This window comes from Planctomycetaceae bacterium (assembly GCA_039680605.1).
In the GTDB taxonomy this organism is placed as follows: Bacteria; Planctomycetota; Phycisphaerae; order SM23-33; family SM23-33; genus JAJFUU01.
This window is the reverse complement of the sequence record JBDKTA010000022.1, coordinates 201,283-226,448: the sequence shown is the minus strand read 5'-3', so window position 1 is coordinate 226,448 and position 25,166 is coordinate 201,283. Positions and strand designations below refer to the sequence as shown.

Annotated in this window: 25 protein-coding genes and 1 other RNA gene; 15 read left to right on the top strand and 11 right to left on the bottom strand. The window is 64.7% G+C overall.

Features of this window, described 5'->3' with window-relative positions:
- Nucleotides 1-41 precede the first annotated feature (41 nt).
- Complete coding sequence (locus ABFD92_07105) at nucleotides 42-2,174, bottom strand: alpha-L-fucosidase (GenBank protein ID MEN6504289.1); 2,133 nt, start codon at nucleotides 2,172-2,174, stop codon at nucleotides 42-44.
- A gap of 310 nt (nucleotides 2,175-2,484) precedes the next feature.
- On the opposite strand from ABFD92_07105, the gene ffs reads away from it, so the two are divergent.
- From ffs to ABFD92_07070, 7 genes are all read left to right on the top strand, one after another.
- An RNA gene (gene ffs / locus ABFD92_07100) (signal recognition particle sRNA large type) lies at nucleotides 2,485-2,770 on the top strand.
- 114 nt (nucleotides 2,771-2,884) lie between these two features.
- Nucleotides 2,885-4,702, top strand: a complete 1,818-nt coding sequence (gene dnaX / locus ABFD92_07095) for a DNA polymerase III subunit gamma/tau (GenBank protein ID MEN6504288.1) — start codon at nucleotides 2,885-2,887, stop codon at nucleotides 4,700-4,702.
- 27 nt (nucleotides 4,703-4,729) lie between these two features.
- Nucleotides 4,730-5,059, top strand: coding sequence for a YbaB/EbfC family nucleoid-associated protein (locus tag ABFD92_07090; GenBank protein MEN6504287.1), 330 nt, complete (start codon nucleotides 4,730-4,732; stop codon nucleotides 5,057-5,059).
- Between the two features lie 101 nt (nucleotides 5,060-5,160).
- A complete protein-coding gene (gene recR, locus ABFD92_07085; GenBank protein ID MEN6504286.1) occupies nucleotides 5,161-5,760 on the top strand; it encodes a recombination mediator RecR in 600 nt (199 codons plus the stop codon).
- Between the two features lie 198 nt (nucleotides 5,761-5,958).
- The gene (locus ABFD92_07080; GenBank protein ID MEN6504285.1) at nucleotides 5,959-6,786 is read left to right on the top strand and encodes a methyltransferase domain-containing protein; all 828 of its coding nucleotides are present in this window, start codon (nucleotides 5,959-5,961) and stop codon (nucleotides 6,784-6,786) included.
- A complete protein-coding gene (locus ABFD92_07075) occupies nucleotides 6,780-7,199 on the top strand; it encodes a UbiA family prenyltransferase (GenBank protein MEN6504284.1) in 420 nt (139 codons plus the stop codon). The genes ABFD92_07080 and ABFD92_07075 overlap by 7 nt, the downstream gene beginning before the upstream one ends.
- Nucleotides 7,163-7,612: a hypothetical protein gene (locus ABFD92_07070; GenBank protein ID MEN6504283.1), complete on the top strand. Its 450-nt coding sequence runs from the start codon at nucleotides 7,163-7,165 to the stop codon at nucleotides 7,610-7,612. The genes ABFD92_07075 and ABFD92_07070 overlap by 37 nt, the downstream gene beginning before the upstream one ends.
- A 99-nt stretch (nucleotides 7,613-7,711) precedes the next feature.
- Here ABFD92_07070 and ABFD92_07065 read toward each other — a convergent pair whose 3' ends face one another.
- The 4 genes from ABFD92_07065 to ABFD92_07050 are packed head-to-tail and all read right to left on the bottom strand — an operon-like array spanning nucleotide 7,712 to nucleotide 10,829.
- On the bottom strand, nucleotides 7,712-8,893 hold the full coding sequence (locus ABFD92_07065) for a radical SAM protein (GenBank protein MEN6504282.1): 1,182 nt from the start codon (nucleotides 8,891-8,893) through the stop codon (nucleotides 7,712-7,714).
- Nucleotides 8,890-9,348 carry a hypothetical protein gene (locus ABFD92_07060; GenBank protein MEN6504281.1) on the bottom strand — a complete coding sequence of 153 codons (459 nt, stop codon included), beginning with the start codon at nucleotides 9,346-9,348 and terminating at the stop codon, nucleotides 8,890-8,892. The genes ABFD92_07065 and ABFD92_07060 overlap by 4 nt, the downstream gene beginning before the upstream one ends.
- Complete coding sequence (locus tag ABFD92_07055; GenBank protein MEN6504280.1) at nucleotides 9,341-9,841, bottom strand: hypothetical protein; 501 nt, start codon at nucleotides 9,839-9,841, stop codon at nucleotides 9,341-9,343. The genes ABFD92_07060 and ABFD92_07055 overlap by 8 nt, the downstream gene beginning before the upstream one ends.
- Nucleotides 9,834-10,829, bottom strand: coding sequence for a hypothetical protein (locus ABFD92_07050; protein ID MEN6504279.1), 996 nt, complete (start codon nucleotides 10,827-10,829; stop codon nucleotides 9,834-9,836). The genes ABFD92_07055 and ABFD92_07050 overlap by 8 nt, the downstream gene beginning before the upstream one ends.
- A gap of 218 nt (nucleotides 10,830-11,047) precedes the next feature.
- On the opposite strand from ABFD92_07050, the gene rpoN reads away from it, so the two are divergent.
- The 5 genes from rpoN to ABFD92_07025 all read left to right on the top strand — a co-directional run bounded on the left by rpoN (nucleotide 11,048) and on the right by ABFD92_07025 (nucleotide 15,651).
- Nucleotides 11,048-12,538, top strand: coding sequence for an RNA polymerase factor sigma-54 (gene rpoN / locus ABFD92_07045; protein ID MEN6504278.1), 1,491 nt, complete (start codon nucleotides 11,048-11,050; stop codon nucleotides 12,536-12,538).
- Between the two features lie 129 nt (nucleotides 12,539-12,667).
- The gene (locus ABFD92_07040) at nucleotides 12,668-12,889 is read left to right on the top strand and encodes a CopG family transcriptional regulator (protein ID MEN6504277.1); all 222 of its coding nucleotides are present in this window, start codon (nucleotides 12,668-12,670) and stop codon (nucleotides 12,887-12,889) included.
- Nucleotides 12,886-13,377, top strand: coding sequence for a putative toxin-antitoxin system toxin component, PIN family (locus ABFD92_07035; protein ID MEN6504276.1), 492 nt, complete (start codon nucleotides 12,886-12,888; stop codon nucleotides 13,375-13,377). The genes ABFD92_07040 and ABFD92_07035 overlap by 4 nt, the downstream gene beginning before the upstream one ends.
- Nucleotides 13,378-13,446: 69 nt before the next feature.
- Nucleotides 13,447-14,583: a uroporphyrinogen decarboxylase family protein gene (locus ABFD92_07030; protein ID MEN6504275.1), complete on the top strand. Its 1,137-nt coding sequence runs from the start codon at nucleotides 13,447-13,449 to the stop codon at nucleotides 14,581-14,583.
- 96 nt (nucleotides 14,584-14,679) lie between these two features.
- On the top strand, nucleotides 14,680-15,651 hold the full coding sequence (locus tag ABFD92_07025) for a Gfo/Idh/MocA family oxidoreductase (GenBank protein ID MEN6504274.1): 972 nt from the start codon (nucleotides 14,680-14,682) through the stop codon (nucleotides 15,649-15,651).
- 536 nt (nucleotides 15,652-16,187) lie between these two features.
- On the opposite strand, the gene ABFD92_07020 is transcribed toward ABFD92_07025, so the two are convergent.
- The 5 genes from ABFD92_07020 to rsgA form a co-directional block, all read right to left on the bottom strand.
- Nucleotides 16,188-16,850 carry a hypothetical protein gene (locus ABFD92_07020; protein ID MEN6504273.1) on the bottom strand — a complete coding sequence of 221 codons (663 nt, stop codon included), beginning with the start codon at nucleotides 16,848-16,850 and terminating at the stop codon, nucleotides 16,188-16,190.
- Nucleotides 16,851-16,874: 24 nt separating this feature from the next.
- On the bottom strand, nucleotides 16,875-17,579 hold the full coding sequence (locus tag ABFD92_07015) for a zinc ribbon domain-containing protein (protein ID MEN6504272.1): 705 nt from the start codon (nucleotides 17,577-17,579) through the stop codon (nucleotides 16,875-16,877).
- A gap of 104 nt (nucleotides 17,580-17,683) precedes the next feature.
- Nucleotides 17,684-18,466: a sugar phosphate isomerase/epimerase family protein gene (locus tag ABFD92_07010; protein MEN6504271.1), complete on the bottom strand. Its 783-nt coding sequence runs from the start codon at nucleotides 18,464-18,466 to the stop codon at nucleotides 17,684-17,686.
- Nucleotides 18,467-18,501: 35 nt separating this feature from the next.
- Entirely contained in the window at nucleotides 18,502-19,470 is a 969-nt protein-coding gene (locus ABFD92_07005; protein MEN6504270.1) for a hypothetical protein, read from the bottom strand.
- Between the two features lie 103 nt (nucleotides 19,471-19,573).
- A complete protein-coding gene (gene rsgA, locus ABFD92_07000; protein ID MEN6504269.1) occupies nucleotides 19,574-20,698 on the bottom strand; it encodes a ribosome small subunit-dependent GTPase A in 1,125 nt (374 codons plus the stop codon).
- Nucleotides 20,699-20,834: 136 nt separating this feature from the next.
- Between rsgA and ABFD92_06995 the strand changes: the two genes are divergently transcribed.
- Nucleotides 20,835-21,668 (top strand): sulfite exporter TauE/SafE family protein, encoded by an 834-nt coding sequence (locus ABFD92_06995; GenBank protein ID MEN6504268.1) that lies wholly within the window; start codon nucleotides 20,835-20,837, stop codon nucleotides 21,666-21,668.
- A 137-nt stretch (nucleotides 21,669-21,805) separates the two neighbouring features.
- Here ABFD92_06995 and ABFD92_06990 read toward each other — a convergent pair whose 3' ends face one another.
- On the bottom strand, nucleotides 21,806-22,675 hold the full coding sequence (locus ABFD92_06990; GenBank protein ID MEN6504267.1) for a deoxyribonuclease IV: 870 nt from the start codon (nucleotides 22,673-22,675) through the stop codon (nucleotides 21,806-21,808).
- 164 nt (nucleotides 22,676-22,839) lie between these two features.
- On the opposite strand from ABFD92_06990, the gene ABFD92_06985 reads away from it, so the two are divergent.
- Both ABFD92_06985 and ABFD92_06980 read left to right on the top strand, forming a co-directional pair.
- Nucleotides 22,840-23,256 (top strand): archease, encoded by a 417-nt coding sequence (locus ABFD92_06985; protein MEN6504266.1) that lies wholly within the window; start codon nucleotides 22,840-22,842, stop codon nucleotides 23,254-23,256.
- 109 nt (nucleotides 23,257-23,365) lie between these two features.
- Nucleotides 23,366-24,826 carry an RtcB family protein gene (locus ABFD92_06980; protein MEN6504265.1) on the top strand — a complete coding sequence of 487 codons (1,461 nt, stop codon included), beginning with the start codon at nucleotides 23,366-23,368 and terminating at the stop codon, nucleotides 24,824-24,826.
- Nucleotides 24,827-25,166 lie beyond the last annotated feature (340 nt).

Sequence of the window (25,166 nt, the reverse complement as noted above, 5' to 3'; positions counted from 1 at the left end):
AGAACGAGGACGACGACGAGGAGGAGGAGGATAGAATCCCATTAATCCAGCACTCCCCGTCCCTGTTCCCCGTCCCCGCAGAGCAGCGGCAGCAATCGCTGCTGCGACGACCAGCCGAATCCGTCGCCGCCGGCGTTGCCGGGCCACTCGACCTCCAGGCTCAGCGCGGCCTTGCCGGCCGAACCGAAATACGCCAGCACCGTCAGGGCGTGCAGTCCGGCTTGGAGAGGAACGTCCGCCGTCGCGGCGGCGCCGGCCGAGGCGTCGTTTTCGATCGCGGGCTGACGGTCGATGTAGAGTCGGCAGCCGCTGGTGGCGGCGGCCTTGAAGGTATAGACCGCCCGGGCCGGGGCATTGAAGTATCCGTCGAGCCGCATGGCGAAATGCTGCGTTCGATCTCGATCAGCCGCGACGGAGCTGAAGGCCTGGATCGCTTCGGCGGCAAAGCCCGTCGCCACGGGCGCAACGTTCGGCGCGGGCAGATTGCTGAACATCTCCTGGTAGGGCAGAAAGCCGTTGTTGGCGTCTTCGTAGAACGACCACGCCAGGCCGCGCTGCAGGCCGGGCCGATCGGGCAGCGCCGGGCGATAATCGGCGTTGGTATAGGTGCGCTTGCCCTGGCGGTAGGGCAGGGCCTTGTACAATCCCACAAACCGCAGCGCCGGGGCGTCGCGCGATTCCAGAATCCGCAGCCGCACTTTTTCGGCCGTGATGTCGCTGAAGGGCAGGATGCGCTTGTGCCCGACGGTGCGCCCCTGGACCACGCTCGTCCATCGCCCCTCCTGCCAGGCATCGAGAACGAAGGCGGCGATCCGCTGACCGTCGGCGAGGTGTTCCTCGACGAGGAGGTTGTTGAACGTGCGCGGCTGGGAGAACTCGGCCACCAGCGACAGGTCCGTTGTCTGCGTGGCGAACCAGGGGCGGTCGCGCTGGGTGCGCAGGATGTCTTGCGAGTCGTAATCTTCCGCTGCGCCGCTGAGGGTGAGCGTGGCGCCGCGGAGGAGGTTGTCGCTGAATGAATCCTCGATCCACCGGCGCCACTGGCCCAGGCGCTCCCGCTGGAGGTCGTTGAACTCGCCTCGGGGGTCCGGCGAGGGGCTCAGGATCAGCACCGCTCCCGAGCCGATCGACGCGTAGTAGATGTCGATGAGGCACTCGAGGCTGCGGGGCTCGCCGCGGCCATCCCAGTGCCAGCCGCCGCAGAGCACGCGCGTGTCGCCCTCCTGGGGGATGAAGAACAGCTCCTGGTTTCGGAGTTGCTGGATGTCATCGGTGATGGTCGGCAGGTTCTTGCTGATCAACTGTTCGTAGTGGAAGGGCACCCACTGATGGCTGCGCAGTTGTGGCAGCAGGGGCAGGGTGTTCCAGTTCACCACGTCGCCGACGGCCGACTCGTTGCCGCACCACCGCGCGCCGAAGCCGCACATGGCGACCAGGCACCGCGGCTGAAGGCGATGGATGATCTCGTAGATGCGGTTCCAGTCCTCCGCGCCGTTGGTGCCGGCGCCGTCGAACCACAGTTCGGTGATCTCGCCGTAGGGGACGAGCGTCTCGATGAGCTGCTGCTCGACGTAGGCCTGGTAAGCCTCGCGCTGGGCGGGCGTCATGTGCTCGGGGCCTTTTCGCGGATTGTCGCAGCGGCTGTCGTGGGCGTCCCAGAGCGAGATGTAGAGCCCGAGCTTGAGCCCGCCTTCGCGGCAGGCGCCGGCGATCTCGGCGACCATGTCCCCGCGCCCGCCGCGCCAGGGGCTGCTGCGGATGCAGTAGTCGTTGAGCCGGGTCGGCCACAGGGCGTACCCATCGTGGTGCTTGGCGACGAAGACGATCATCTTGGCGCCGATGTCCTGGTGGAACTGCACCCACTGGCGGGCGTCGAAGGCCTGGGGGTTGAACAGCCGCGGGTCTTCCTTGCCCGTGCCCTGCTGATGGCCGGACACGGTGCTCATGCCGAAGTGCGGGAAGGTGATGAGCTCCATGTCGAGATAGGCAAGTTTTTCCGGCGTGGGCCTGACCGCGGCCGCCCGCCGCAGAGCCTGGTCCGGCGTCTCGTCGGCCTCGGGCGGGCGAGAGACTTCTCGATCGTAGAATGCCTGCATCCACTGCCAGTTCGCAGCGTTGGCGGCAGAGACCGGCTGGGGCGGATACTGGTAGGGGGGCATATCGGTCAATGGCATCGCGGAGGTTCCTTAAGATTCGCTGGATGATACATCAGGATTGCGGATTTGGGATTGCGGATTGCGGATTAGATTTCGTCTCCTACTCGTCAGCCCCATGGCGACCCGCGAGAAACAACAACGCGTGTCGCCATGCCACCCTGCCACAGAGTTCACGGAGAAAAGGTCCGGATTTACTCTGCGGTCTCTGTGTGCTCTGTGGCAAAGTCGTTGCTGTTATGTGCTGCCAGAAGGTTCGGTCGCACACTCCCCGCACGTTGTCGGGATGGGAACTGGCAATTGGGGCTTGAGGGTGGTATAAATGTAGTTGCCGTGCTAGGTGGGGCGTTAGCGGTGCCCTGATTGCCGACTTGTCGGCAAGACCCGCAATCCGCTATAGCGGGACTGAACTCTCCGCCGAGGGTTCCTGGTTCAGGATCCCCCGACGTGGGCGGCGGTGTTGAAGGTTGGGTCCTCTGCAACGCTGTGACGTGAACCTGGTCAGGTCCGGAAGGAAGCAGCCATAAGCGATTCGTCAGCGTGTGCCGGAGGGTTGCCTGACTGGAGCCGTCGCGTGCGCCGGGCCCTGTGCAAGGTCCTCGACGCGGAGTGCACGGCACTTTTTTAATTTCCAATTTCCGATTTGCAATTGCCAATTGACATCGCACAGAGAACACGCGGTGTCAGCGACGGCCAATTGGAAATTGGAAATTGCCAATTGGAAATTGCCAATGGCTTACCTCGTACTAGCCCGAAAATACCGCTCCAACACGTTCGACGAGGTCGTCGGGCAGGAGCATATTGCGCAGACGCTCAAGAACGCCATCGCGGCGGGGCGCATCGCCCACGCGTACCTGTTTACCGGCACGCGAGGCGTCGGCAAGACGACGATGGCCCGGATCCTGGCCAAGGCCTTGAACTGCCTGGCGACGGATGAGCCCACGCAGACGCCCTGCGGCACGTGCGACGCCTGTGCGGCTATCGCCCGCGGCGACGACATCGACGTGATCGAGATCGACGGCGCCTCGAATCGCGGGATCGACGAGATCCGCGAGCTGCGGGCCAACGCGGCGTTCCGGCCCTCGCGCAGCCGCTACCGCATCTACTACATCGACGAAGTGCATGCGCTGACCAAGGACGCGTTCAACGCCCTCCTCAAGACCCTTGAAGAGCCGCCGGCGCACGTGAAGTTCGTCTTCGCCACGACCGAGCCGGAAAAGATCCCCGCCACCATCCTCTCGCGGTGCCAGCGGTTCGACTTTCGCAACATCGCCACCGCCCGCATCTGCGACCACCTCAAGGCCCTGTGCAAAGCCGAGAACGTCCCTGCCGACGACGACGCGCTGTACCGCATCGCGCGGTCGGCCGCCGGGTCGATGCGCGACGGGCTGAGCCTGCTCGACCAGATGCTCAGCGGCACCGACCGCGTCACCGACGCCGAGGTTGTCCGCGTGCTGGGCACCGCCGGTGACGAGCGGATGATCGCCCTGGCGGCCGCCATCGCCGCGGGCAACGCGGCCGACGCGCTGGGCGAGCTTTCCGGCGCTCTGGAAATGGGCGTGACGCTTTCGAGCGTCGTGCAGTCGCTGTGCGAGACGTTCCGCAACATGATGCTGGCCCGCACGTGCGGGCCGGCCAGCGAACTGATCGAGCTGCCCGAGTCGCAGCGAAAGACCGTGGGGGACCTGGCTGCCAAATTCTCGCTGCCGTCGCTGGTGTACGCGGTGAGCGTGCTGCAGGCGACGGGGCGAAACGTTCGCGGATCAAGCGTCGGGCGGGCGCTGGTCGAGGCGGCCATCGTCCGACTGGCGCAGGCGGACCAGTTCGTCGACCCGGCGTCGCTGATCGAACGCCTTGAGAACCCTGCAAGCCGGGGAACCGGGTCGGTGAACCGACCAGTCCAACAAAGACCCGCTGTGGGCGCGACCGCTCCGGATACCGCGGAGCAAAAAAAAAATTCCCCGCTGACCACTGACGCCCCTGTCCGTACTCCGCCCTCGGCGCCCTCGGCGCCTTCCGCGGCGATTCCGCCGCATGAAGCTTCGCCCGACCTTGATGCGGCAGCGCCTTCGCCGGCGACAAACATCGTGTGGCAGGCCTCGTGGCTCGCGGAGAACTGGAAGACGGTCGTCGAAACGCTCTTTCGTTCCAAGCGGATGCAGGAGGCGGGTCTGCTCGGGCCCGGAGCCGTCCAGTCGCTGGAAGGGCAGTCGCTGACGCTGCTGTACGAGGCCGACCACGAACACGTCCGCCGCCGCTGCGAGGCACAGAGCGACCGGCTCGATGCGGCCCTGAGCGAACTGGCCGGCACGCCGGTCCACTGCAAGTTCCTGCCCGCCGGCGGGGCCGAGCAGGCGGCCGGTCCCGTCGCCCCGGCCATGGGCGGGTTCTCGACCGATCAGCGAGCCGCCATCGCCAAAGACCCCGCTATCCGGAAGATTGCAGCCCTGTTCGACGCCGAAGTGGCCGACGTCCGCCGCGAGGGGGCCGGTAACGGCACCGTTGCAGCCGCGAGCGACGATGTTGACGCAACGGAACCCATACAATAAAACTGCACGCCAGACCTGGAGACAAACATGTTCGGCAACCTTGGCAAGATGATGAAGATGGCTCAGGAGATGAAGAGCAAGCTGCCTGAGGTCCAGGCGCAGATCGAGGCGTCGCAGCATTCCGCCTCGGCCGGCGGCGATGCGGTGTCGGCCACGGTCAATGGCCGCGGGGCGCTGATCGACATCAGGATAGATCCCAAGGCACTCGCCGAGGGCGACGCGGCGCTGCTGGAAGATCTGGTCAAGGCGGCTGTCAGCGCCGCGCAGAACAAGGCCGTCACGTACGCCGCCGAAGTCATGAAGAAGCTGGCCACCGACATGGGCCTGCCTCCCGGCATGGAAGGGATGTTGGGGTAGGAGCATCAACCGTTAGCGGCGGAGCTTGCTCCGCGCGTTTGGCAGCGGACCGCTGCAACACGCGTCGAGCAAGCTCGACCGCTAACTTTCCGGTTCCCGACATGGCATACAGTGAAACCATCGCGAAGTTGATTGAACTGCTGGGCAATCTGCCCGGCATCGGCGCACGGTCGGCTGAGCGGTTGGCGTTTCATCTGCTCAAGGCCGACGACGCCGAGGCGCTGGCGCTGGCCGACGCCATTCGCGACGTCAAGACGAAGATCCGCCCGTGCGGTCGCTGCTTCAACCTGGCCGAGGGCGAGCTCTGCAGCGTCTGCGACGATCCCTCGCGCGACGCCTCGACCATCTGCGTCGTCGAGCAGCCCAAGGACCTGCTGAGCATCGAGTCAACCGGCGCGTACCGTGGCGTGTATCACGTGCTCATGGGCCAGATCGCCCCGCTGGAGGGCATGGAGCCCGAGGACCTGACCATCGCCCCGCTGATCGAGCGCGTCAAGGCCGGCGGCGTGCGAGAGGTGATCCTGGCGACCAATCCCACCGTCACCGGCGACGCCACCGCGCTGCACATCATCGACCAACTCACGCCGACGGGCGTCAAGCTCACGCGCCTCGCCCGAGGCCTGCCCGCCGGCGGACAGATCGAATACTCCAGCCGCTCCATCCTTTCTGACGCCCTCACCGAACGCCGCGATGTGAAGTAGCCTCGGCTCTGGGTGCCATGGCGATGGCACCCGGCGTAATGGGGGTGCCAGCACAACGTGGTGGTGTGTGTCTGGAACTGGAAGCCCGTGTCCGCATCGGGTATGATCACTGTGTCAAATGCTCCTGCAACGGGATCGTCCGCAATGGCTTCCGAGGGAAAATCTTCACGGCACTGGTTGGCTCTGGGGTGGCGGGTGATGCATCTCTATCTCAAGCCTTCCTGCGAAACCAGCGTTCTCGTGCGACGCAGTTATGACCGCATCGCCGGCGGGTATGACCAGGCGTGGACCACGCACATGCGGGACCTGTCGCTGGAGATGCTCGAGCGGCTGAAGGTGCCTTCCGGCTCGCGGTGTCTCGATCTGGCCTGCGGGACGGGGTTTATCACCGGCGAACTCGCGCGGCGAAGCGGCGCGCGGGCCGTCGGGATCGATGCCTCCGACGGCATGCTCGCGGCTGCCCGCGCCGCGCACGGCCATGCGTGCGACTTTGTCCAGGCCGACGCGCTGGAATATCTCCGCGCGTGCAAGGGCGGGAGCTTCGATGTGGTCACCTGCGGCTGGGCGCTGGGGTACAGCCGCCCGCGCGCGGTGCTGCGACAGATCGCCCGCGTGCTGGCCGGCGGCGGGCGCGTCGGGATCATCGACAATTCGTTGTTTTCGCTGGCGGGCGTGCTGGCAGCCGCCTGCAAAGTCTTCGCCGAGAAACCCCAGGCCCTGGCGCACGCGGCGCGGGTGCGGTTCCTGAGCGGTCCACTATCGCTGCGGGCGGCGATGCGCCTGTCGGGCCTGCGGGTGGTTGCGGCGTGGAAGGGCAGCCGCACGTACCAGGTGTCCGACGGCGCGGCGGCGCTCGCGCGGCTCACGGCCACCGGGGCGGCGGCGGGGTTCGAGTTCGCGGCGACGGACGCCGATCGCGAGGCGATCTTCGCCCGCTTTGCGGAGGTGATGGACGAGCGGGCCGGCGGCGAGGGCGTGGCGTTCACGCACCGGTACCTGGCGGCGGTGGGGGTGCGGCCATGCTAGATTTCATTCGCCTGTGCCGCCTGTATTACGCCCTGCCGCTGTCGCTGACGTATCTGCTGACGCTGGTCTACGTGATGGGCGGTTCGCTGGGCGCGCAGTGGGCTTCGGCGTCGGCCTCGACGGTGGCGCTGGCGCTGCTGATCGCGTTCGGGCACGTGATGAACGACGTGTGCGACGTGGCGGCCGACCGGATCAACAACCCGCGTCGTCCCCTGGCGGCCGGGCGGGTGAGGCGGCGCGAGGGGGCGCTGCTATGCGGGTGCTGCTGGCGTCTTCGGGGATGGCGGCCGCGTGGGCCCGTCCGGCGTTCATGGCGGTGCTGGCCGGCGTGGCAGTGGTGCTGGCGGGATACAACCTGCTGTCCAAGCGTCTGGGGGTGGTCAAACCGTTCGTGGTGGCCGCCCTGGCGGTGAGCATCTATCCGCTGGCGGTTGCGCAGGCGGGGGAGTGGACGGGTCCGCGGCGGTGGGCGCTGGCGGCTTTTGCCGGATGGTTCTTCCTGACGGCGCTGGGGTACCAGATCCTCAAGGACCTTCGCGACGCCGCAGGCGACCAGGCTGTCGCGCCGCGGCCGTCGGCGCTTCAGCGCCAGCCGCAGCGCTGGCAGCGCGTCGGGGCGATTATCCTCTGGTGTGGCGCCGCGATGCTGGCGGCCCCGGCGTGGCTCGGTTGCGGGTGGGTGTATTTCTACACGGCGCTGCTGGCGATGGCCGCGGCGGCCATGGCCGGCACGGTCGGGCTCAAGTGGGGCCTGCGACTGATCTACGTCGAGTGCGTGCTGGTGGGCATTGCCGCGACGGCCGACATTCTCGTGCTGGGGTTTTGATTATGGAGTGCGGCAGCCTTAGCTGCCGCTTTAGAAGTTGTTCGACGGCGGGAAACTGCCAAAGCGGCAGCTAGGGCTGCCGCACTCCATATGGGCGTGCTACGGTCGCAGCAGCCGCTGGTATCCGCCGGGCAGGGGCTCGTCGGCCGGTGGAGGAATCATCTGGCGGCTCTGTTGGGGCGGGATCGGCAACGGCGCACCGGCGTTGATGTCGCCGCCGATCTTGCCCATCAGGCACCCGCAGCGCGGGCGGGGAAAGTACTCGGCCATCTGAGTCCAGATCTCCGCCAGCGGCTGCTCGTGGATGTTCCCGAAGCTCAGCGGCGTCAGGTCGCAGGGGCAGACGTTGCCTGCCGCGTCGATAAAAAGGTGATGATACCCCGCCCCGCAGCCGAACATCTCGTCGCTTTCCAGGTGCGCGAATGACGCCACGACAGGCCCCCCGCGGCGCCGATTGCAGCGGCGATGAAAGTCCCTCAGATACGCCAGTTCGTTCGCCCCGAGCATGGCGGCCGCACATCCGGTGATGCCGCCGGTAGCCACCGGCGCCAGCACGCGAAACTCCCGCGCGCCCCAGTCAGCCGCCAGAGCGTACATGCGTTCCAGTTCACCTGAGGCGATGCGCCCGCGCAGGGCAGTGGTCGAGACCGCCATGTACAGGCCCGCTGCATTGCCTGCCGCGACGGCGGCGCGGGCCTGTTCAAACGAGCCGGCGCTCTTGCGGGCGGCATCGTGGGCCGCTACGTCGGCCGACTCGATGCCCACCGTCACGCACGCGGCGCCCGCCCGGGCGAGCCTGCGGGCGCAAGCAATATCGAGCCCCGCGCCGGTGGTGAAAATGATGGGGCTCATTTCCGGCCCCGCCGCCGCCACGGCGGCCTCGAGCCCTTCGTGCAACAGCGGCTCGCCGCCGGTGAAGCCGATCGTGCATGTGCCGAGTTCTTTCACCTGCCGCACGACGTCCAGCAGCAGGTCGGCCGGCATGTCTGTCGCCTCGCGGCGGGCGTAGCTGCAGTGCTCGCAGGCAAAGGGGCAGCGGCCCGTGACGGCGACGTAGGTCGAGAACGGCACGCGGCGCCGCCCGACGACCGCGTTGCAGAACCGATCGAACGCGGCCGACGGATACGGCGGAAAGAACGTGTTGAACCGCACCTGTCCACCAAAGCGATGCGGCTTCTCGAACCGCATCTGCCGCAGCAGATACCACAAGTGCCCGGCCGGCACCTTGCCGATCATCCGGCCAAACGCGCGGGCGACGATGGGAAGGTGAAGAAGTCTCATGGCGAGGAGTCTTTGGCGGCATCGGGGGCGGCCGCGCGAAGTGAGTATTGGCATATGGAGCCACAGATCAATCCGACGATTGCACCGACCACCATGCCAATAGGAATGAAGAGGATGAATCCCCAGACTTCGCTCCAGAAAGCAATCATCAACGGCAGATGCAGGATCAATGTGGCTATGATGCCGGCATAGACGCCATATAGGCCTCCTCGCCCTGCTCGGGTCCTACAAGGCGGAAGCTTCCGCCAGATCACACACCAGGACCAGAAGACACCAGCCGCCAAGCCCCCTGCTTGGCCCAGGTCAGCGCAGAATGTGTAGGCGACATTACCTTCTGCAGTTGTCCTGCCGACCGGAATGTAAGCCCACGCGGCCAAACCGCCGAAGAATTCTCCGACAAACCCACCGGCAATGATTACTCCCATGCTAAGCACTACCTGCATGGTTCTATGCACGATCAGCCTCCTCTTGGGCAGATGGTCGGATCCTGTCGACGCCGATGAAGCACAGCAGCGATGCGATCAGGCCATAGCCCAGTCCGGCTGGCGTGCCGAAGAACAGCCCGCCGACCATCACGGACAGAATCATTTGCGACGGATCGTCGTAGAGCGGAAGAAGGCCAAGATGGAGGATCACTGTTGCACCACACCCTGCGACCAGGCCCAGACCAATGCCCAGAAAAACAAAGCCAAAGCTTACGTAGTTTGTACGGGCCAGCCGGCTATGAATCATTAACCGGCACCAGAACAAGCCCGCCGCCAGCCCGCCTATCGCGCCACACAAGACGCCCCATGCCACGGGCAACAGTGCGATGACCTCAAAGTAGCCATAGCCGGACCCCACGGCCACACCGCCAAGATAGCCGCACGCGCCCCCGATAAGAATGCTACCGGCGGTAATGGCGAATGCCAGCCGTCGGCGGCGACGGACTATGGCCGGGTCATTCATGCGAGTGTTCCTTCTGGATTGCAGTAAGATCTTTCTGTCCCGGGCGGGCGTTCCATCGCCCGGCGCTGAGAAGGTTGAAAGCCAGCGAGACCAACCCCGCCAGGAGGCCGCAGGCGGCGCCGATGGCGGCGACGGTGGCGATGCTGGTCTTGAGGTAGAGGCTCAGCGGGTCGTACGTCGGGCGCGGGTAGACCTCGCCGGTGACCAGGACGAAGATGAACAGGCTGGGCATGACGACCGCCCCCCAGGCGACGGCCGCGGCCATGAAACGCCAGAACGTGCGCAGCAACTGTCGCCGCGGCATGCGCAGGCGCCCGACCAGCACCAGGCGTATCCAGATGACCGCGCTGATGAACCCCAGCGGCAGATACATGCGCGTCCAGTCATCAATGCCGAGAAAGAACGCTGCCAGAAAACCCGCCACCAGGCCGCCCGCGCACAACAGGAGAATCAGCAGCGCGTTGAGCGGGTGCCGTAACGCCGGCAGGAAGTTGTGGAAATGATCCCATTCGCTGACGGCGGGCGTGCGGGCGTCGCCGCGGCGGCCGGCAAGCACCAGGTACGCCGCCGCGCAATACAGCCCCATGAACGCCCCGGCAAAGACGCCGTACCGCAGGCCAAAGCCCGCGAACCGGCGCAGCAGCAGAGAAACGCCAACACCCCCGGCGATGGCGACCGAGACGAACACCGCCGCGGCCGATACGACCCCCGCCAGCATCCCCCACAGCACGCCGCGCCCGAGGAAGCCGAACTTCTGCCGCGTCGGCAGCGCCACGATCATCGCCCAGTGCCAGCCGATGGCTGCCACAATGCCACTGATGATTCCCGAGAGGGAACCGACGGCGGCCAAGGTCCGGTTGTAATTCTCCAGGACCGTTTCGCCGGCGTATCCGAAGACGTGCCCCGCGCCGGCCCCGGCGGCGCAGGCCAGAACCAGCATCGCGATTCGTCGCTCAAGAGGCAGGCGTGGGACCGGTTGTGGATGCATGGGCAATAGGCTCCCCAAGCTGAATACTAACCCTATCGCGCCGCCGCGGCGCTTGCAAGGCGCTGCTCAATCGCCGGCCGCGCGGGGCCGATATCGTAGGTGGCACAGGCTTTCCAGCCTGTGAAACGCCAATACGGACACCGCCGCCCGCCCACAGCCTGGAAAGGCTGTGCCCCGTGGCTTGCCCGGGGGCGGGGGTCGTGTAGAATAAGGTAGAGATGAGGCTCGACGTATCACAACACGCGCGGCTGGAGCAGCGGATGAAGCTCTCGCCGCGGATCATCCAGGCGATGGAGATCCTGCAGCTTCCGATGATGGAGCTCCAGGAGCGCATCGACCAGGAGCTCGAGCGCAACCCGGTGCTGGAGATGAAAGACACCGGCGTCGACGACGAGGCCCCGCCGGCGCCCGACGAGATGCCCACCGAACGCGGCGAACAGCCGCTGGTCGTCAAGGAAGGCAACGGGCAGAACGAAGACTTCACCCGCCTCGACGACATGACCGAGGAGTACGGCAGCGACTTTTCGCCGGACTTCTCGCCCAGCGAGTTTTCACCCCAGCGACGGGCCAGCAGCGACGATCGCGACCCCAAAATGGAAGCCATGGCCAACGCCCCTGCGCCGGGGCAGTCGCTGGCCGAGTACCTGCTCGACCAGTGGGCCTTCGTCGAAGTCGGCGACGACGTGCGAGCGGCCGGCGAACTCATCATCAGCTACGTCGACGCCGACGGTTATCTCCGCACGCCGCTGGAGGAGATCGCCGCGGCGGTCCAGCCGGCGGTCCCGCTGACGACCCTGCGCCAGGGGCTGGTGCTCGTGCAGCAACTCGAACCGGTGGGCGTGGCCGCCCGTGACCTGAGCGAGTGCCTGCGCCTGCAGCTTGCCGCCGAGGCGGCCGCCGGGCTCGACGTCTCGCTCGAGACCGAACTGGTGACGCATTTTCTGCGCGACATCGAGATGAACCACCTGCCCCAGATCGCCAAGCGACTCGGGCGCAGCGTCGAGGACATCAAGGCCGCCATCGAGAACCTTGCTCACCTCAACCCGCGTCCGGGGTCGCTGGTGGGGCAGTCGTCGGCGCCGGGCATCCACCCTGACGTGGCGGTGGAGGTGGGGCAGGACGGCGAGCTGATTATCGATATGGACGACGGCAACTTTCCCGACCTGCGCGTCTCGCGGTCGTACCGGCGCATGGCCAAGAACCGCCAGACCGAAAGCGCGGCGCGGCAGTTTCTGCAGCGGAACATCCAGTCCGCCCACTGGCTCATCGGCGCCATCGCCCAGCGGCGCCATACCGTGCGGCGCGTGACCGAGGAAGTCTTCAAGGTCCAGCGCGACTTCCTCGACGAAGGCGCCGAGGCGCTCAAGCCCCTTCCGATGGCCGACGTGGCGGGCAAGGTCGGCGTGCATGTGGCGACCGTCAGCCGGGCCGTGGCGGGCAAATACGTCCAGACCCCGCGCGGGATCTTCCCGCTGCGGATGTTCTTCAGCGGCGGCAAGACCACTTCCCAGGGCGAAGACGTCGCCTGGGACGCCATCCGCGTCAAGCTCAAGGAAGTCATCGATGCCGAGGACAAGTCCAACCCCCTCAATGACGATCAACTCGCCGCGGCGCTGTCGGAGAAAGGCCTGACCATCGCCCGCCGCACGGTGGTGAAATACCGCAAGCTGCTGGACATCCCCCCGGCGCGAAAGCGCAAGCAGTTCTAGAAGCAGTAATCCGTGATCCGTGACCAGTAATCAGGAAGAAAGATGGGGACTGGCTCCGCATGCACATGCCCCAGTTTCTCCCACGCTCTTAGCTTGACTCTTGCGTCCAGATGTACTACATTGTAATACATGAAGACTTCGACACTGACAATCCGGCTGGACAAGGATCTCGAAACGATGCTGTCGCAGGAGTCCAAGCGTTCCAGGCGCAATCGCAGCGATGTGGCGCGCGAGGCGCTTCGGCGTCATTTCCGCCTCAGCCGATTCGAGACCCTGCGCAGAAAGATCATGCCGTACGCCCAGGCCAAGGGATACCTTACGGATGAGGATGTCTTTGAAGACGTCTCATGAGAATCTTTCTCGACACCAACGTCATCGCCAGTGCCCTCTCCACGCGCGGGCTTTGCGCGGACCTGTTTCGGGAAACCGGAAAATTCCATGAATTGCTGGTCTCTGGGCAGGTTCTCGACGAGTTGCAGCGGGTATTGACTGGCAAATTCTCGCTCCCGGCGGATGCGGCGCGGGCGGCTGTCGATGAGATTGCCCGCGACGCCATTGTCGTCGAACCTGGCGATCAACTGGAACTCGACATTTCCGACAAGGCAGACCTGCCTATTCTGTCCGCTGCGGCTGGAGCTAAAGCTGACGCGTTTGTCACCGGGGATAAGGAAGTTCTCTCGCTAGGACAAATCGCGTCGATGCCGATATTGTCTCCGCGGGAGTTCTGGATGATGTTGCAGTCGCCAGAGGCTTTTGTCGCGCAACGAAAGCTCGCACGGCTCGGCGGGACGGAGAAGGGTCTGCGACCCATCCGCCGGCGCCGGCCGCCACGGCGGTAAGCTTGAGTTCTTTTTCCGCATTCGTGTCATTCGTGACATTCGTGGACGAACTGGATTGAAGAAATGGCCATGACCCGACGACAGCGACTGATGGCGACATTGACCGGCCAGGCGGTGGACCGTCCGCCGGTGAGCTTTTATGAGATCGGCGGGTGGCGGCTCGACTGCGATAATCCCGATCCGTACAACATCTACAATGGTCCCGGTTGGCGCGAGCTGATCGACCTGGCCGAGCAGCAGACCGACATCATCCGCATGACCGGGCCGCGCGAGCATCCCACGGGCGACAACCCACGCGACGAGTTTTTCACCACCGAAAACTGGACCGAAGGGGCCAGCCAATTTGGCCGCACGACGCTGCGCATCGCCGGGCGCCAGATGCACTCGACATGGCGGCGCGATCGCGACGTCAACACCACCTGGACGCCGGAGCATCTGCTCAAGGATCTTGACGATATTAAGGCATATCTGCAGCTTCCTGCCGAGGTATTCGCGCCCGGCCGCATTGATGTGGGCAATCTGCTTGATGCTGAAAAGACGCTGGGCGAGGCGGGCATCATCATGGTCGACCATGGCGACCCGATCTGCGGCGTCGCGCCGCTGTTTTCCATGGAAGATTACACTGTGCTGGCGTTGACCGAGCCGGCGCTGTTTCACAAACTGATGGAGCAGGCTGCCCCGAGCTGCTACAGCCGCGTCGAGCAGATCGCCAAGGCATTCCCCGGACACCTGTGGCGCGTGGTTGGGTCGGAGTATCTCTCGGAGCCCTTCGTGCCCCCGCGGCTGTACCGCGAGTTTTTGTATAACTACACCAAACCCATGTGCGACATCATCCGCAAGCACGGCGGCTGGCCGCGGATCCACAGCCACGGCCGCCTGCGCGGAATCCTGGGCATGATCGCCGAGATGGCCGACGGCCTGGACCCGTGCGAACCGCCGCCCCAGGGCGACATGACCCTTTCCGAGATTCGTCTGGCCGCCCCCGAAATGATCCTCTTTGGCAACATCGAGGCCAGCGACATCGAGAACCTCGCCCCCGGGCTCTTCGAGGACAAGGTCCGCCGCGCGATCGAGCAAGGCCCCGACAAAAACGGCAGCCGATTCGTCCTGCACCCCTCCGCCTGCCCCTACGGCCGCGAAATCACACGCAGGACGATGACGAATTACCAGACGATGGTTAGAGTGGTTGACTCGCTAACTGGTTGACGGGTTAACTCGTCGCAGGGTGGCATGGCGACACGCGGTACCGCGGGTCGCCATGAGGCAGCCGCTAATGGGCGGAATTATTTGAAGGAGAAGATCGTGCTTCGACTGGGTATTGCCGGCGTGGGCGGTTTGGGCCAGCTTCATCTCAAGAATTATCTGCAGTTGGCCGACCTGGTGCGAGTCGAGGCGCTGGCCGACCCGATCGAAGACCGCCGCACGCCCGGAAAGCTCGGCATGTCGGCGGTTAACTTCGATGCCGGCGCCGCGGCCGTCGAGGTCGCCACGAACATCCGCTCCTACGACGACTACAGCGGCCTGTGCCGCGATAAGGACATCGACGTCATCGCCATCGCCACGCCCAGCGACCTGCACGCCGCCGCGGCCGTCATGGCGCTCGAAAACGGCAAGCACGTCTTCACTGAAAAACCGATGGCGCTCAACGAAGCCGATTGCCGCCGCATGCTCGACGCGGCGGCCGCCAGCGGCAAAAAGCTCATGGTCGGGCAGGTGCTGCGGTTCTGGCCGACGTACGTCGAGGCCGCGAGGCTGATCAAGTCCGGCACGTATGGCAAACCGCTGTCGGCCGTCTTCCGCCGCTACGGCGGCAACCCCGGGCGGTGGTTCGCTGAGGAAGCCCGCAGCGGCGGCGTGCCGCTGGACCTGCACATTCACGACGCCGACACGGCGTTGGCGTGGTTCGGCCGCCCGGACGAAGTGACCGCCACCGTCCGCGGCGACCTGAACCCCATACACGTGATCGTCAGCCACTGGCGCTACGACAACGGCCCGGCGTGCATCTTCGAAGCCCGCTGGGACGTCGGCACGCCGTTCAACTTCGAGTGCTGCGTGACGATGGAAAAAGCCACCCTGCGATTCGGCGCCAACATCGAAGGCGGCCTGCAGGTCATACAGGCCGGCAAAGTTGAAACCCTCCCCGTCGACACCGGCTGGGGCTTTTTGCCCGAGGATCGCTATTTCCTCCAGTGCATCCGCGACAACAAGCCCGTCGATCGTTGCCCGCCGGAAGAAAGCATGCTGGCCGTGAAGTACGCCATGGCGGGGCAGTAGGATAGTGGTGCGTTGTGAGTGGCACGGGCGTGCCGCCCGTACGTGGCGAGAATATCAGGGGGCCATATGTGTGATCAGCCATACGAAGCCTGTTGCCAGAACAGCGGGCAATGCAACCGCCGTCGCCAGTAGCGAAAGGCATATTTTCCAAAGAGGGCGGTAAGGCCTGAGCCAAAGCCACACGAGGGTCGCTCCCCATCCCCATGAAATGCCAAATGGAAGCAATCCGAATCCGATGCATATCCATGACCAGCAGGAGTCACGGCCATGATACCAAGGAAAGGTGTAGTGATAGAGAAACGCGCCAACAATGCCCAGTGTCCAGAGGCCAAGACAGGTAAAGGCGCCCCTTCCGAACGTCTTCTTTGCCCCAGACGAGTCCATTGTCGGTTGCTCCCATCAACTATCGCACCGCTGTGGCTGCGGATGAACTTGCTGCAGCCGATTGCCATTATCTTCTCCAGGCACATTGACGAGCACAACGGAATTGTGGGCGGCGACATCTTACCCATGAGTTTCGCGGGGCAGCCATTGGCTCAATGGCATGCAGGTCGCCGACACCTGAGCCAGGTCCACCTTAAGAGCGCCAGCGCGGCCGCGGTCGCTGCACCCCAGAGAACGGCATTGATCGCAACAACACTCATCTGAAAATAGAGCGGCTTCAGGGAGCCTGTACCCAGAGTGAAAAACGCAGCCAGAGCCTTTTCCATCGGTTGCTCCAGTGGAAAGGACAAAACCCGCCGCCAGCCATTGCCCTCGATCAACACCAGAAAGGCCCGCCCGAAAACATTCAGCCCGGCGATGATCAGCCCCACATGCATGGGGAGACTTGACCTGGCGGGACGCGTCGAATCATCCGGAGGGGCTTCAGCAGTTGCATGGCCGCGACGCCTTGCCCTCAATTCGACACGATGCGAATAGATCGATCCCCATAGATAGCCATTCAGCACGATAAGCAAAGCACCTCCGAGAACAACTTCCGGCGAGCTCTGGCCGGACATAAATGCGGCTCCAAAGAGCCCGAGCGGGAGCAATAGAATGAGCGATGACAGCAGCATCAGAGCGTCACCCATCGAAAACGCCAACTTGGGTATGCGCAGCAAATCCGATAATGCCAGGAGGATCGTCACCAGTACAAGATAGACGATGGCAAATCTGCCCGTCCTCGTCATTGCCGCTATGCGAAAGTGTATGGCCATTGCCATCCCCTGTGCCATCGATCCTTACTCGGGCAGTTTCTTGCCGCACCAGGGGCAGAAGTTCCAGCTTATGTGGGCTTGTTTTGTGCATCCGGCGCAGGTTCGGGGAAGGAACAGTGAGTTCAGGGGGCAGTTGAACTCCACTTTGCCGCCGGCCTCATTGGAGACCTTCTTCATCTCCACGGTCAGGCAGCCCTTCTCGTATGGCGAGACGATCCGCCTGCCCTTGGCATCGGTGCCCCTATAGACGAAGAAATGGAAATTCTCTCCCATGCGGCCCATCGCGTTCTTCAGGATCGGCTTGATGACGTCGAGAAGAACCCTCGTGTCTTCATCGAGGTCTGTCTCCAGGACCAGGAGCGTTTCCTTTCCTTCCTTGTCCTTGTAGGCGGCCTTGAGGTTCCTGGAAACGACATTCTGGCTGTGGAACTTGAACCCGCCCAGTGGGGAAATGTCGGCGCGCACAACCGCAACAATCAGGTACTTTTCAATCGCCGTGATGATCTTGTCCGCGTCTGCCGCACTGACGTCCTTGCTCTGCCCCAGTGAGGCCGCCCAGAACTCCGTCGGGACCCACCAAACGATATTGATGCCCTCCGAAGGCTCGGCACTCTTTTGGGTCTCATTGGTCAGGGCTTCGGTATCGACCTTCTTGAGATCCTTCTTCTCGGCCGCCAAGGCCAAGGACACGCCCGCGACAACAATTATGCCCACTATAAGTTTCTTCATCGCCCGCTTCCTTTCAAAAGGGAGGGATCAATCACGGCCGCAATATACCATATGTCAGGTGCCTCGCCCATGAGTTGCACGGGTACGACGCCCGTGCTACGGGCCTACATCGCCAGGATCTGGTCCAGGGCCTTGCTGACTTTGTGAACGCCCGCGACGGGGTCCTCGGCGGCGACGCCTACCTCCGCGGTCAAGCAACCGTCATAGCCGATGGCTCTGAGGGCCGCTATCACGGCTGGCCAGTTCACGTCGCCTTCGAGCAGGTCGGCGAACGCCTTTGGGCCGATCTGGAAGTCCTTCAGGTGAATCCGGGCGATGCGCGGGCCCAGGGTTTTGATCCAGTGCTGCGGAAATCCGTAGAGCAGGATGTTGCCCACGTCGAAGTAGGCTTTCACCCATGGGCTGGCCAGTTCGTCGATGTAGCGGGCGAACTCCATGGGGCTCAGCAGGAACTTGTTCCAGACGTTTTCCAGGGCCAGCACGATCTTTCGCACGGCCGCCAGGGGAATGAGCTCTCGAATCTGCCGTTGCGATCGCTCGTAGGCATCTTCGTACGTCACTGCTTCGTTCACGACGGCTGGCACGATCAGTACGGCGCCAGCGTTGAGAGCGGCGGCGCAGTCAATGGCCCGCCGCGCGGCCTCCAAGCCCCGTTCGACTTCGGCTGCGTCGGGCGAGGAGAATGGACAGGACCAGCAGGCGATGTCCATCACCGAGGCGACGGCTACGCCCGTGCGCTCGGCCGCGCTTTTGATCTCGTCCAGCGTCTGGTCGTTGGCGGGCGCGACCGGTTCGACGGCTGTGAAGCCGGCATCTCTTGCCAGCGTGAACCGCTCCAGGATGCTCATGCCGCCGGGGAGGCTGTCCAGGCAGATGGCTTTCTTCATGTCATCGGTCCTCATGGGCGGGACGCCCATGCTACTCACGGGCGGGACGCCCGTGCTACGGCTTGGCCTATCGCTTTGAGCTGCGGCATGAAGGTCTCGCGGATGGTGCAGTCGCGTTCGATGGGGACGTCCCAGGTCGTCGCGCCGCCGCGGCTGGCGATAAACTTGGTGTAGCCGATCACGAACTCGTCGGGGAATCGCGGCGCCTCGCCCTGGCACCACATCGTGCCCAGGAACGAGAGGATGTGAAGCCGCACCCCCTGGTAGATCGCCGGCACCTGGCAGTAGCGGCTGCCTTCCCAATAGCCGGTGAAGAAGGCGCCGTCGACTTCGCCGGCGAGATAATCGTCTTCGTCGGTGATGCTCTTGGGCGGCCACATGATCCCGTGGTTGAACGCCAGCAGTGACTGATCGTTGCCGGCCCGCAGGGCGGCGGCGAAGCTGTGCCAGTTGGGCTCTTCCAGCGACTTGTACATCGGCGGGTCGTAGCAGCCGTCGATCCACCAGCCGCTGACCAGGTCGCCCCATCGCGCCGACCACTCGGCGACCACGCTCTGCCACTTGCGCTGCATGCCCAGGCGGCGGCGGTCGGCCTCGCGTGCGGCTTGGGTGGTCTCGAAGGCGTCACGGCACTGTTCGTGATGCGGCGGTTCGGAGTGGATGTACGCGATGAGCCGCAGTCCTCGCTTGCGCAGGGCGCGGGCCATTTCGGCAGGCAGGTCGCGCCGCGAGCAGAGGCTGGGCGTGATCCCGCCGATGCGATCAATGGCCGCATTCGGCGAGCAGAAATGCCCGCTGAGCTGGCCCAGCGTCAGGATGAGATACCCCGCGCCGAGGTCGGCCAGCGTGTCGGCCATCGCCTCGACGTCGACCGAGTCCACCTGCTCGTTCCACTCGTCGGCCGTCACGACGCGGTCGTCGATCGCCGGCCCGGGCAGGCGGGCGAGGAAGTGGGTCATCACGCCCCATCGGGCGTCGTGCAGCCATTGGGTGTCGCGAGGCATGTGAAACTCCTTTAAAACAGATCCTCGATCCTAGATCCTCGATCCCAGGGGCGGCAGACAACGTCTTGTTTCTCCCTGGGATCGAGGATCTAGGATCTAGGATCTATCTTTCGATGGTCTCCAGCATCCGGATATAGCTCTCATATCGCCCGGCGGGAATCTGGCCTTCCTCGACGGCTTTCTGCACGGCGCAGCCGGGCTCATGCGTGTGGGTGCAGTCGTTGAACTTGCACTGCGGGGCGATCTGTTCGAACTCGGGGAAATACCAGGGCAGGTCCTGGGCGCTCAGCGGCAGCGACAGCTCGCGGATGCCCGGCGTGTCGATGATCAACCCGCCGTCGGGCAGGTCGTACAGCACCGCGGCGGTGGTGGTGTGGCGGCCGCGGTTGTCCTTGGCGCGAATCTCGCGCGTCAGGCCCTGCGCGCCGGGGATGATGGCGTTGATGAGGGAGGTCTTTCCGACGCCGGATGCCCCGGCCAGCACCGAGCGCCGCCCGGCGAGGATCTCGCGCAGATCGTCGAGCCCCTGGCCGGTCTCGGCCGAGCAGAAGGCCATGGGCAGGTCGAGGTGCTCCAGGTCGGCGAGCACTTCGAGGTTGGGCTCGCCCAGGTCGAGCTTGTTGACGACCAGGACCGGATCGAGACCGCCGCGGTCGGCGATGATGAGGAAACGGTCGAGCAGGCCGCGGCGCAGGGCGGGCTTCTTGGTCGCCACGACGACGACCAGCAGATCGATATTGGCGGCGAGCACTTTTTCGAAGGCCTCTTCGGCGTAGGGGTCGTTGCGTTTGGCGCTGCGGGGGGCGGGCCGGGCCAGCACGCTGGTGCGTTTGTCGCGGGCGACGATCATGCCGTCGGCGCGGGCCTTGTCGGCCTTGGTGGCGTCCTGATCGTGGGGGACGATGGCGACGGTGACGTTGTCTCCGATGGTCAGGGCGCTGGTGCCTCCCAGGGCGCGGAAGGTTTTAGCCACCATGCACTGCAACGTGCCCTGCAGGCTCCGCACGAGGATGCCGCCGGGATAGAAGCCCACGACCATGCCCTCGGTCTTGGGCAGGTCGTCGAGGTTCTGCTGGGGCGCCTCCAGGCGCGCGGGCGGCAGCTTGACCTCGCGCCGGCCAAAGCCCAGGCGGCGGCTGTCGGTGGTATCGTCGGCCTCGCCGCCGGAGACGACGCGCTGGTGCCAGCCTTTCATGCGGCGCTGCGATTTGCCTTTGTATTTAGCCATGAGCCTTTCCGCTGTTTCTGTACCATGCGGCGCGCGGCGGCACAAGTGGCGGGAAACCTTCTTGCCCCCGGCGGGCGGGTCCACTAGATTGGCCGGATACAGCCCTTTGCCGCATGATGTAATGATAGAGGCGACGATGGAATATGTTTACCTGCTTGCGTTGGGCGTGGGGGTGGGCACTTTCGGCACGCTCATCGGGGCCGGCGGCGGATTTATTCTGATGCCGATTCTGCTGCTGATGTACCCCAGTCGCGCGCCGACGACGCTGACGGCGATCTCGCTGGCGATGGTCTTTTTCAACGCCAGCAGCGGGTCGTACTCGTACGCGCGGATGAAGCGCATTGATTTCAAAAGCGGTCTGCTGTTTCTGGTGACGGGCGTTCCCGGCGCGGCGGCGGGGGCATACCTGGTTCGATATATTCCGCGACACGTGTTCGAGTTCGTGTTTGGCATGTTGCTGCTGGGCGTGGCGAGTTATATCTTCATCAAGACCTTCGACGGCGCCCCTCGCAGCCACGGTCGCTGGGCCACATTCAAGCGGACGATCATTGACGCGCAGGGAGTTCATCACGAATACGCCTTCAGTCTCGCGCTGGGCATGGCGATTAGTTTCGGCGTGGGGCTGGCGTCGAGCATTCTGGGCATCGGTGGGGGGATCATCCACGTGCCGGCAATGGTGAACTTGCTCGACTTCCCCGTGCATATTGCCACGGCGACCAGTCACTTCATCCTGGCGGCCATGACGCTGGTGGGAACGCTGGTGCATGTGATCGATGGATCGCTGGGCCGGGCCGAACTGCCGGAATTGATCATGCTCGGCGGCGGCGCCATCGCCGGCGCGCAGGTCGGGGCCGCGCTCTCGCGGCGCGTCCACGGGCGGTGGATCATGCGAAGTCTGGCCGGGGCTCTCGGGCTCGTCAGCATCCGCATCCTGATTCCCGGAACCACCGCGCTGTTCTTTAGCCACTAGCTCCCGGCCAGTCGTTAGAAACCTGCCACAGAGACACAGAGGGCGCAGATGGGAACGGAATGATGGAATGATGGAGAAGCGTCCGATCGCCCGCCCCAATATTCGATTCTTTCATCCTTCCACAGTCTGTTTTGCTTCTACCTCAGTGAACTCCGTGTCTCTGTGGTAGGTTGTTCCAGCGACCGCAACACTTCGGCGTTGACCAGGTCCCAGTCGCGGCCGTGCTCGTCTTTCTCTTTGGGCGTTTCGAGGATCATCGGCACCTTTGCCAGGCGGCGGTCGTTCAGCAAGTTTCTGAACGCATCGAGGCCGAGTTTGCCGCGGCCGATGTGCTCGTGGCGGTCGACGCCGCTGCCCAGGCCCTTCTTCGAGTCGTTGAGATGAATCGCCCGCAGATGCCGCAGGCCGATCGCGCGGTCGAATTCCCTCATCGTCGCCGCGTAGGTTTCCGGCGTGCGGATGTCGTACCCGGCGGCAAAAATGTGACAGGTGTCCAGGCATACGCCCAGGCGCGGGCGGCAGCGGGCGGCCGTCATGATCGCCGCCAGGTGCTCGAACCGCCGCCCGATGGTGAAGCCCGCCCCGGCGGTGGTTTCCAGCAGCACCTTGGGCCCGCGCGGCTCGGCGAGGATCGCGTCGAGCCCGTCGGCGATCATCGCGATGCCCTCGCCCACGTCCTCTCGCGAGCCGGGGTGGATCACCAGGTACTCGACGCCCAGGCGCCTGCAGCGCTCGACTTCGTTGGCGATGACGGCCAGCGATTTCTCGCGCACCTCGGTCTGTCCGGCGAGGTTCGTCAGGTACATCCCGTGCGCGACGACCGGTCCGATGCCCAGGGCCTTTCGCGTGCGGCGAAAGATCGCGACGGCCTCGTCGTCCAGCGGCGCCGCCCGCCACTGCATATTGCTGCGCAGGAACATGGCGACGGTGTTGAAGCCGTAGTCGGCCGCCGCCGCCAGCGGGCGCTCGATTCCGCCGGCGATACTCAGATGACTGCCCAGAAGCATGCAGGACATCCTAACCGCGCTCGATCTATAATTGAAGCATAGCGGGAAAGGAAGATTGGAATGATGGAAGACGGAATTGTTAGCGGCGGGGCTTGCCCCGCGCGGTTGTTCGGAGGAAGCAAAAACCGACGACGAGGACGAAGGATTGTTGGTCGAACAACGATATGAAGTACTGCGAAACATTCGAGCACACGGCCGACGTGGGTCTGCGGGCCTCGGCCGACACGCTGGGCGAACTCTTCGAGGCCTTCGCCGAAGGCCTGGCGGATTTCATTTGCCGGCGCGAGCAGGTGCGAACGAAAGAGACCTTCACGATCGAAGCGCGGGCCGATGATATCGAGGCCCTGGCTGTCGAGTTTCTCTGGAAGATCATGGACACGATCCAGACCGACCACAAGGCCGTCGCGGCGGTGCGCGTGATGAAGATCGAGCCCAACTTCGTACACGCCCAGGTCGACTGCGAACCGCTCAACCCCGCCCGCCACGAGACCGGCACGGAAGTCAAAGCCGTCACGTACCACATGCTCGAGATTCGCGAAGCCGACGGGCACTGGGAAGGGCAGGTGCTGTTGGATATTTAAAAGGCGATTCACCGCAGAGATCGCTGAGAACGCGGAGGTCCAGAAATGAAACAACAATATCCTTTCTGCGTCCTCCGCGATTTCTGCGGTGAGATCTCCGAGGTTTACCATGGCCAAGCAATTTGAAGGCAAGCTGGAGCGGCTGGATGGGAATCGCTGGCGGATTCCGCGCGACGCCTCGCGGGGGATGCGCGTGGACGGGATTATCTATTCCAGCGACGAACTGATCGGCGACGTCGTCGCCGGCGGCGGGCTGGACCAGGTGGCTAACGTCGCCACGCTGCCGGGGATCGTCGCCGCCTCGCTGGCCATGCCGGATATTCACTGGGGCTACGGGTTCTGCATCGGCGGGGTGGCCGCCATGGACATCGACGCCGGCGGCGTCATCTCCCCCGGCGGCGTCGGCTACGACATCAACTGCGGCGTGCGGCTGCTGACGAGCGATCTGACCGCCGACGACGTGCGGCCGCGGATGGAGGCGCTGACCAACCAGGTCTTTCGCGACGTGCCCTGCGGCGTGGGCGTCGGCGGGCCGTACACCTTCTCCGGCGGCGAGATCAGCCGCCTCCTGAACGAAGGCATGAAGTATCTGCACCACCGCGGCCTGGCCAGTGACGACGACCTGGCGGCTACCGAATCGGCGGGAAGCATCGAGGGCGCTGACGTGTCGGCGGTAAGCATGGAAGCCCGCAAGCGCGGCGGCGATCAGTGCGGCACGCTGGGCTCGGGCAACCACTTCGCCGAGATTCAGTACGTCGATCAGGTTTACGACGCCCCAGCCGCCGCGGCGCTGGGGCTTGAGCAAGGGCGCGTGACGGTGATGATCCACAGCGGCTCGCGCGGGCTGGGGCACCAGGTCTGCGGCGACTATCTCAAGACCATGCAGAGCGCCCCCAAGCGATACGGGATCGACCTGCCCGACCGCCAGCTCGTCTGCGCGCCCTTCGACGCCCCCGAGGCGCAGCAGTACCTGGCGGCGATGCGGGCGGCGGCAAACTTCGCCTGGTGCAACCGGCAGTTGCTGGCCGAGCAGATCCGCAAGGCGTTCTCGCATTTCTTCGGCAAGAGTGCGGCGCAGCTTGGCATGGCTCAGGTGTACGACGTGGCGCACAATATCGCCAAGGTCGAAAGCTACGAGGTCGGCGGCAAGGTGCGGCGCCTGTGCGTACACCGCAAGGGGGCCACGCGGGCGTTCGGGCCAGGCAGCCCCGACCTGCCGGACCGGTACCGCCACCTGGGCCAGCCGGTGCTGATCCCCGGCGACATGGGGCGGGCCTCCCACGTCCTGCTGGGCACTGCCGCGGCGATGGAGCAAACTTTCGGCAGCACCTGCCACGGCGCGGGGCGCGTGCTCAGCCGCGGCGAGGCCATCCGCAAGTCCGCCGGGCGGCGCATCGACAAGGAACTGGCCGCCATGGGCGTGATCGCCAAGTCCCGCAGCCGCGAAGGCCTGGCCGAGGAACAGCCCGCCGCGTACAAGGACGTGGACGACGTGGTCAACTGCGTCGCGGCGGCGGGAATCAGCCACAAGGTCGCGCGCCTGCGCCCGATGGGCGTGATTAAAGGGTGACGCTCGGAATGTTGGAATGATGGAAAGGTGGATGGATGGATGAATGGATGGATGGATGAATGGAAGGGATGGGTGCCACGCACAACTCCGTTGTGCGTGTCCTTGCCCCGAAGGGGCAACGGAATCTAGTTGGGGGCGGAGCGGCATGTTTTTCGCCGCGCAGCCCCCCGTCGGTCAGAGCGCCGGAGGGGCGAAAGGTTTTTGCCGCCGCAACAACCTGCCCGACCGGTTGGGGCGGGTACAAGATAGGGGACGGTTCCGGGGGCTTCGCCCCCGGCTAGATTCCTAGCGGCCCGTCGGGCGCATGCACGCACAACGGGAGTTGTGCGTGGCACCCGTC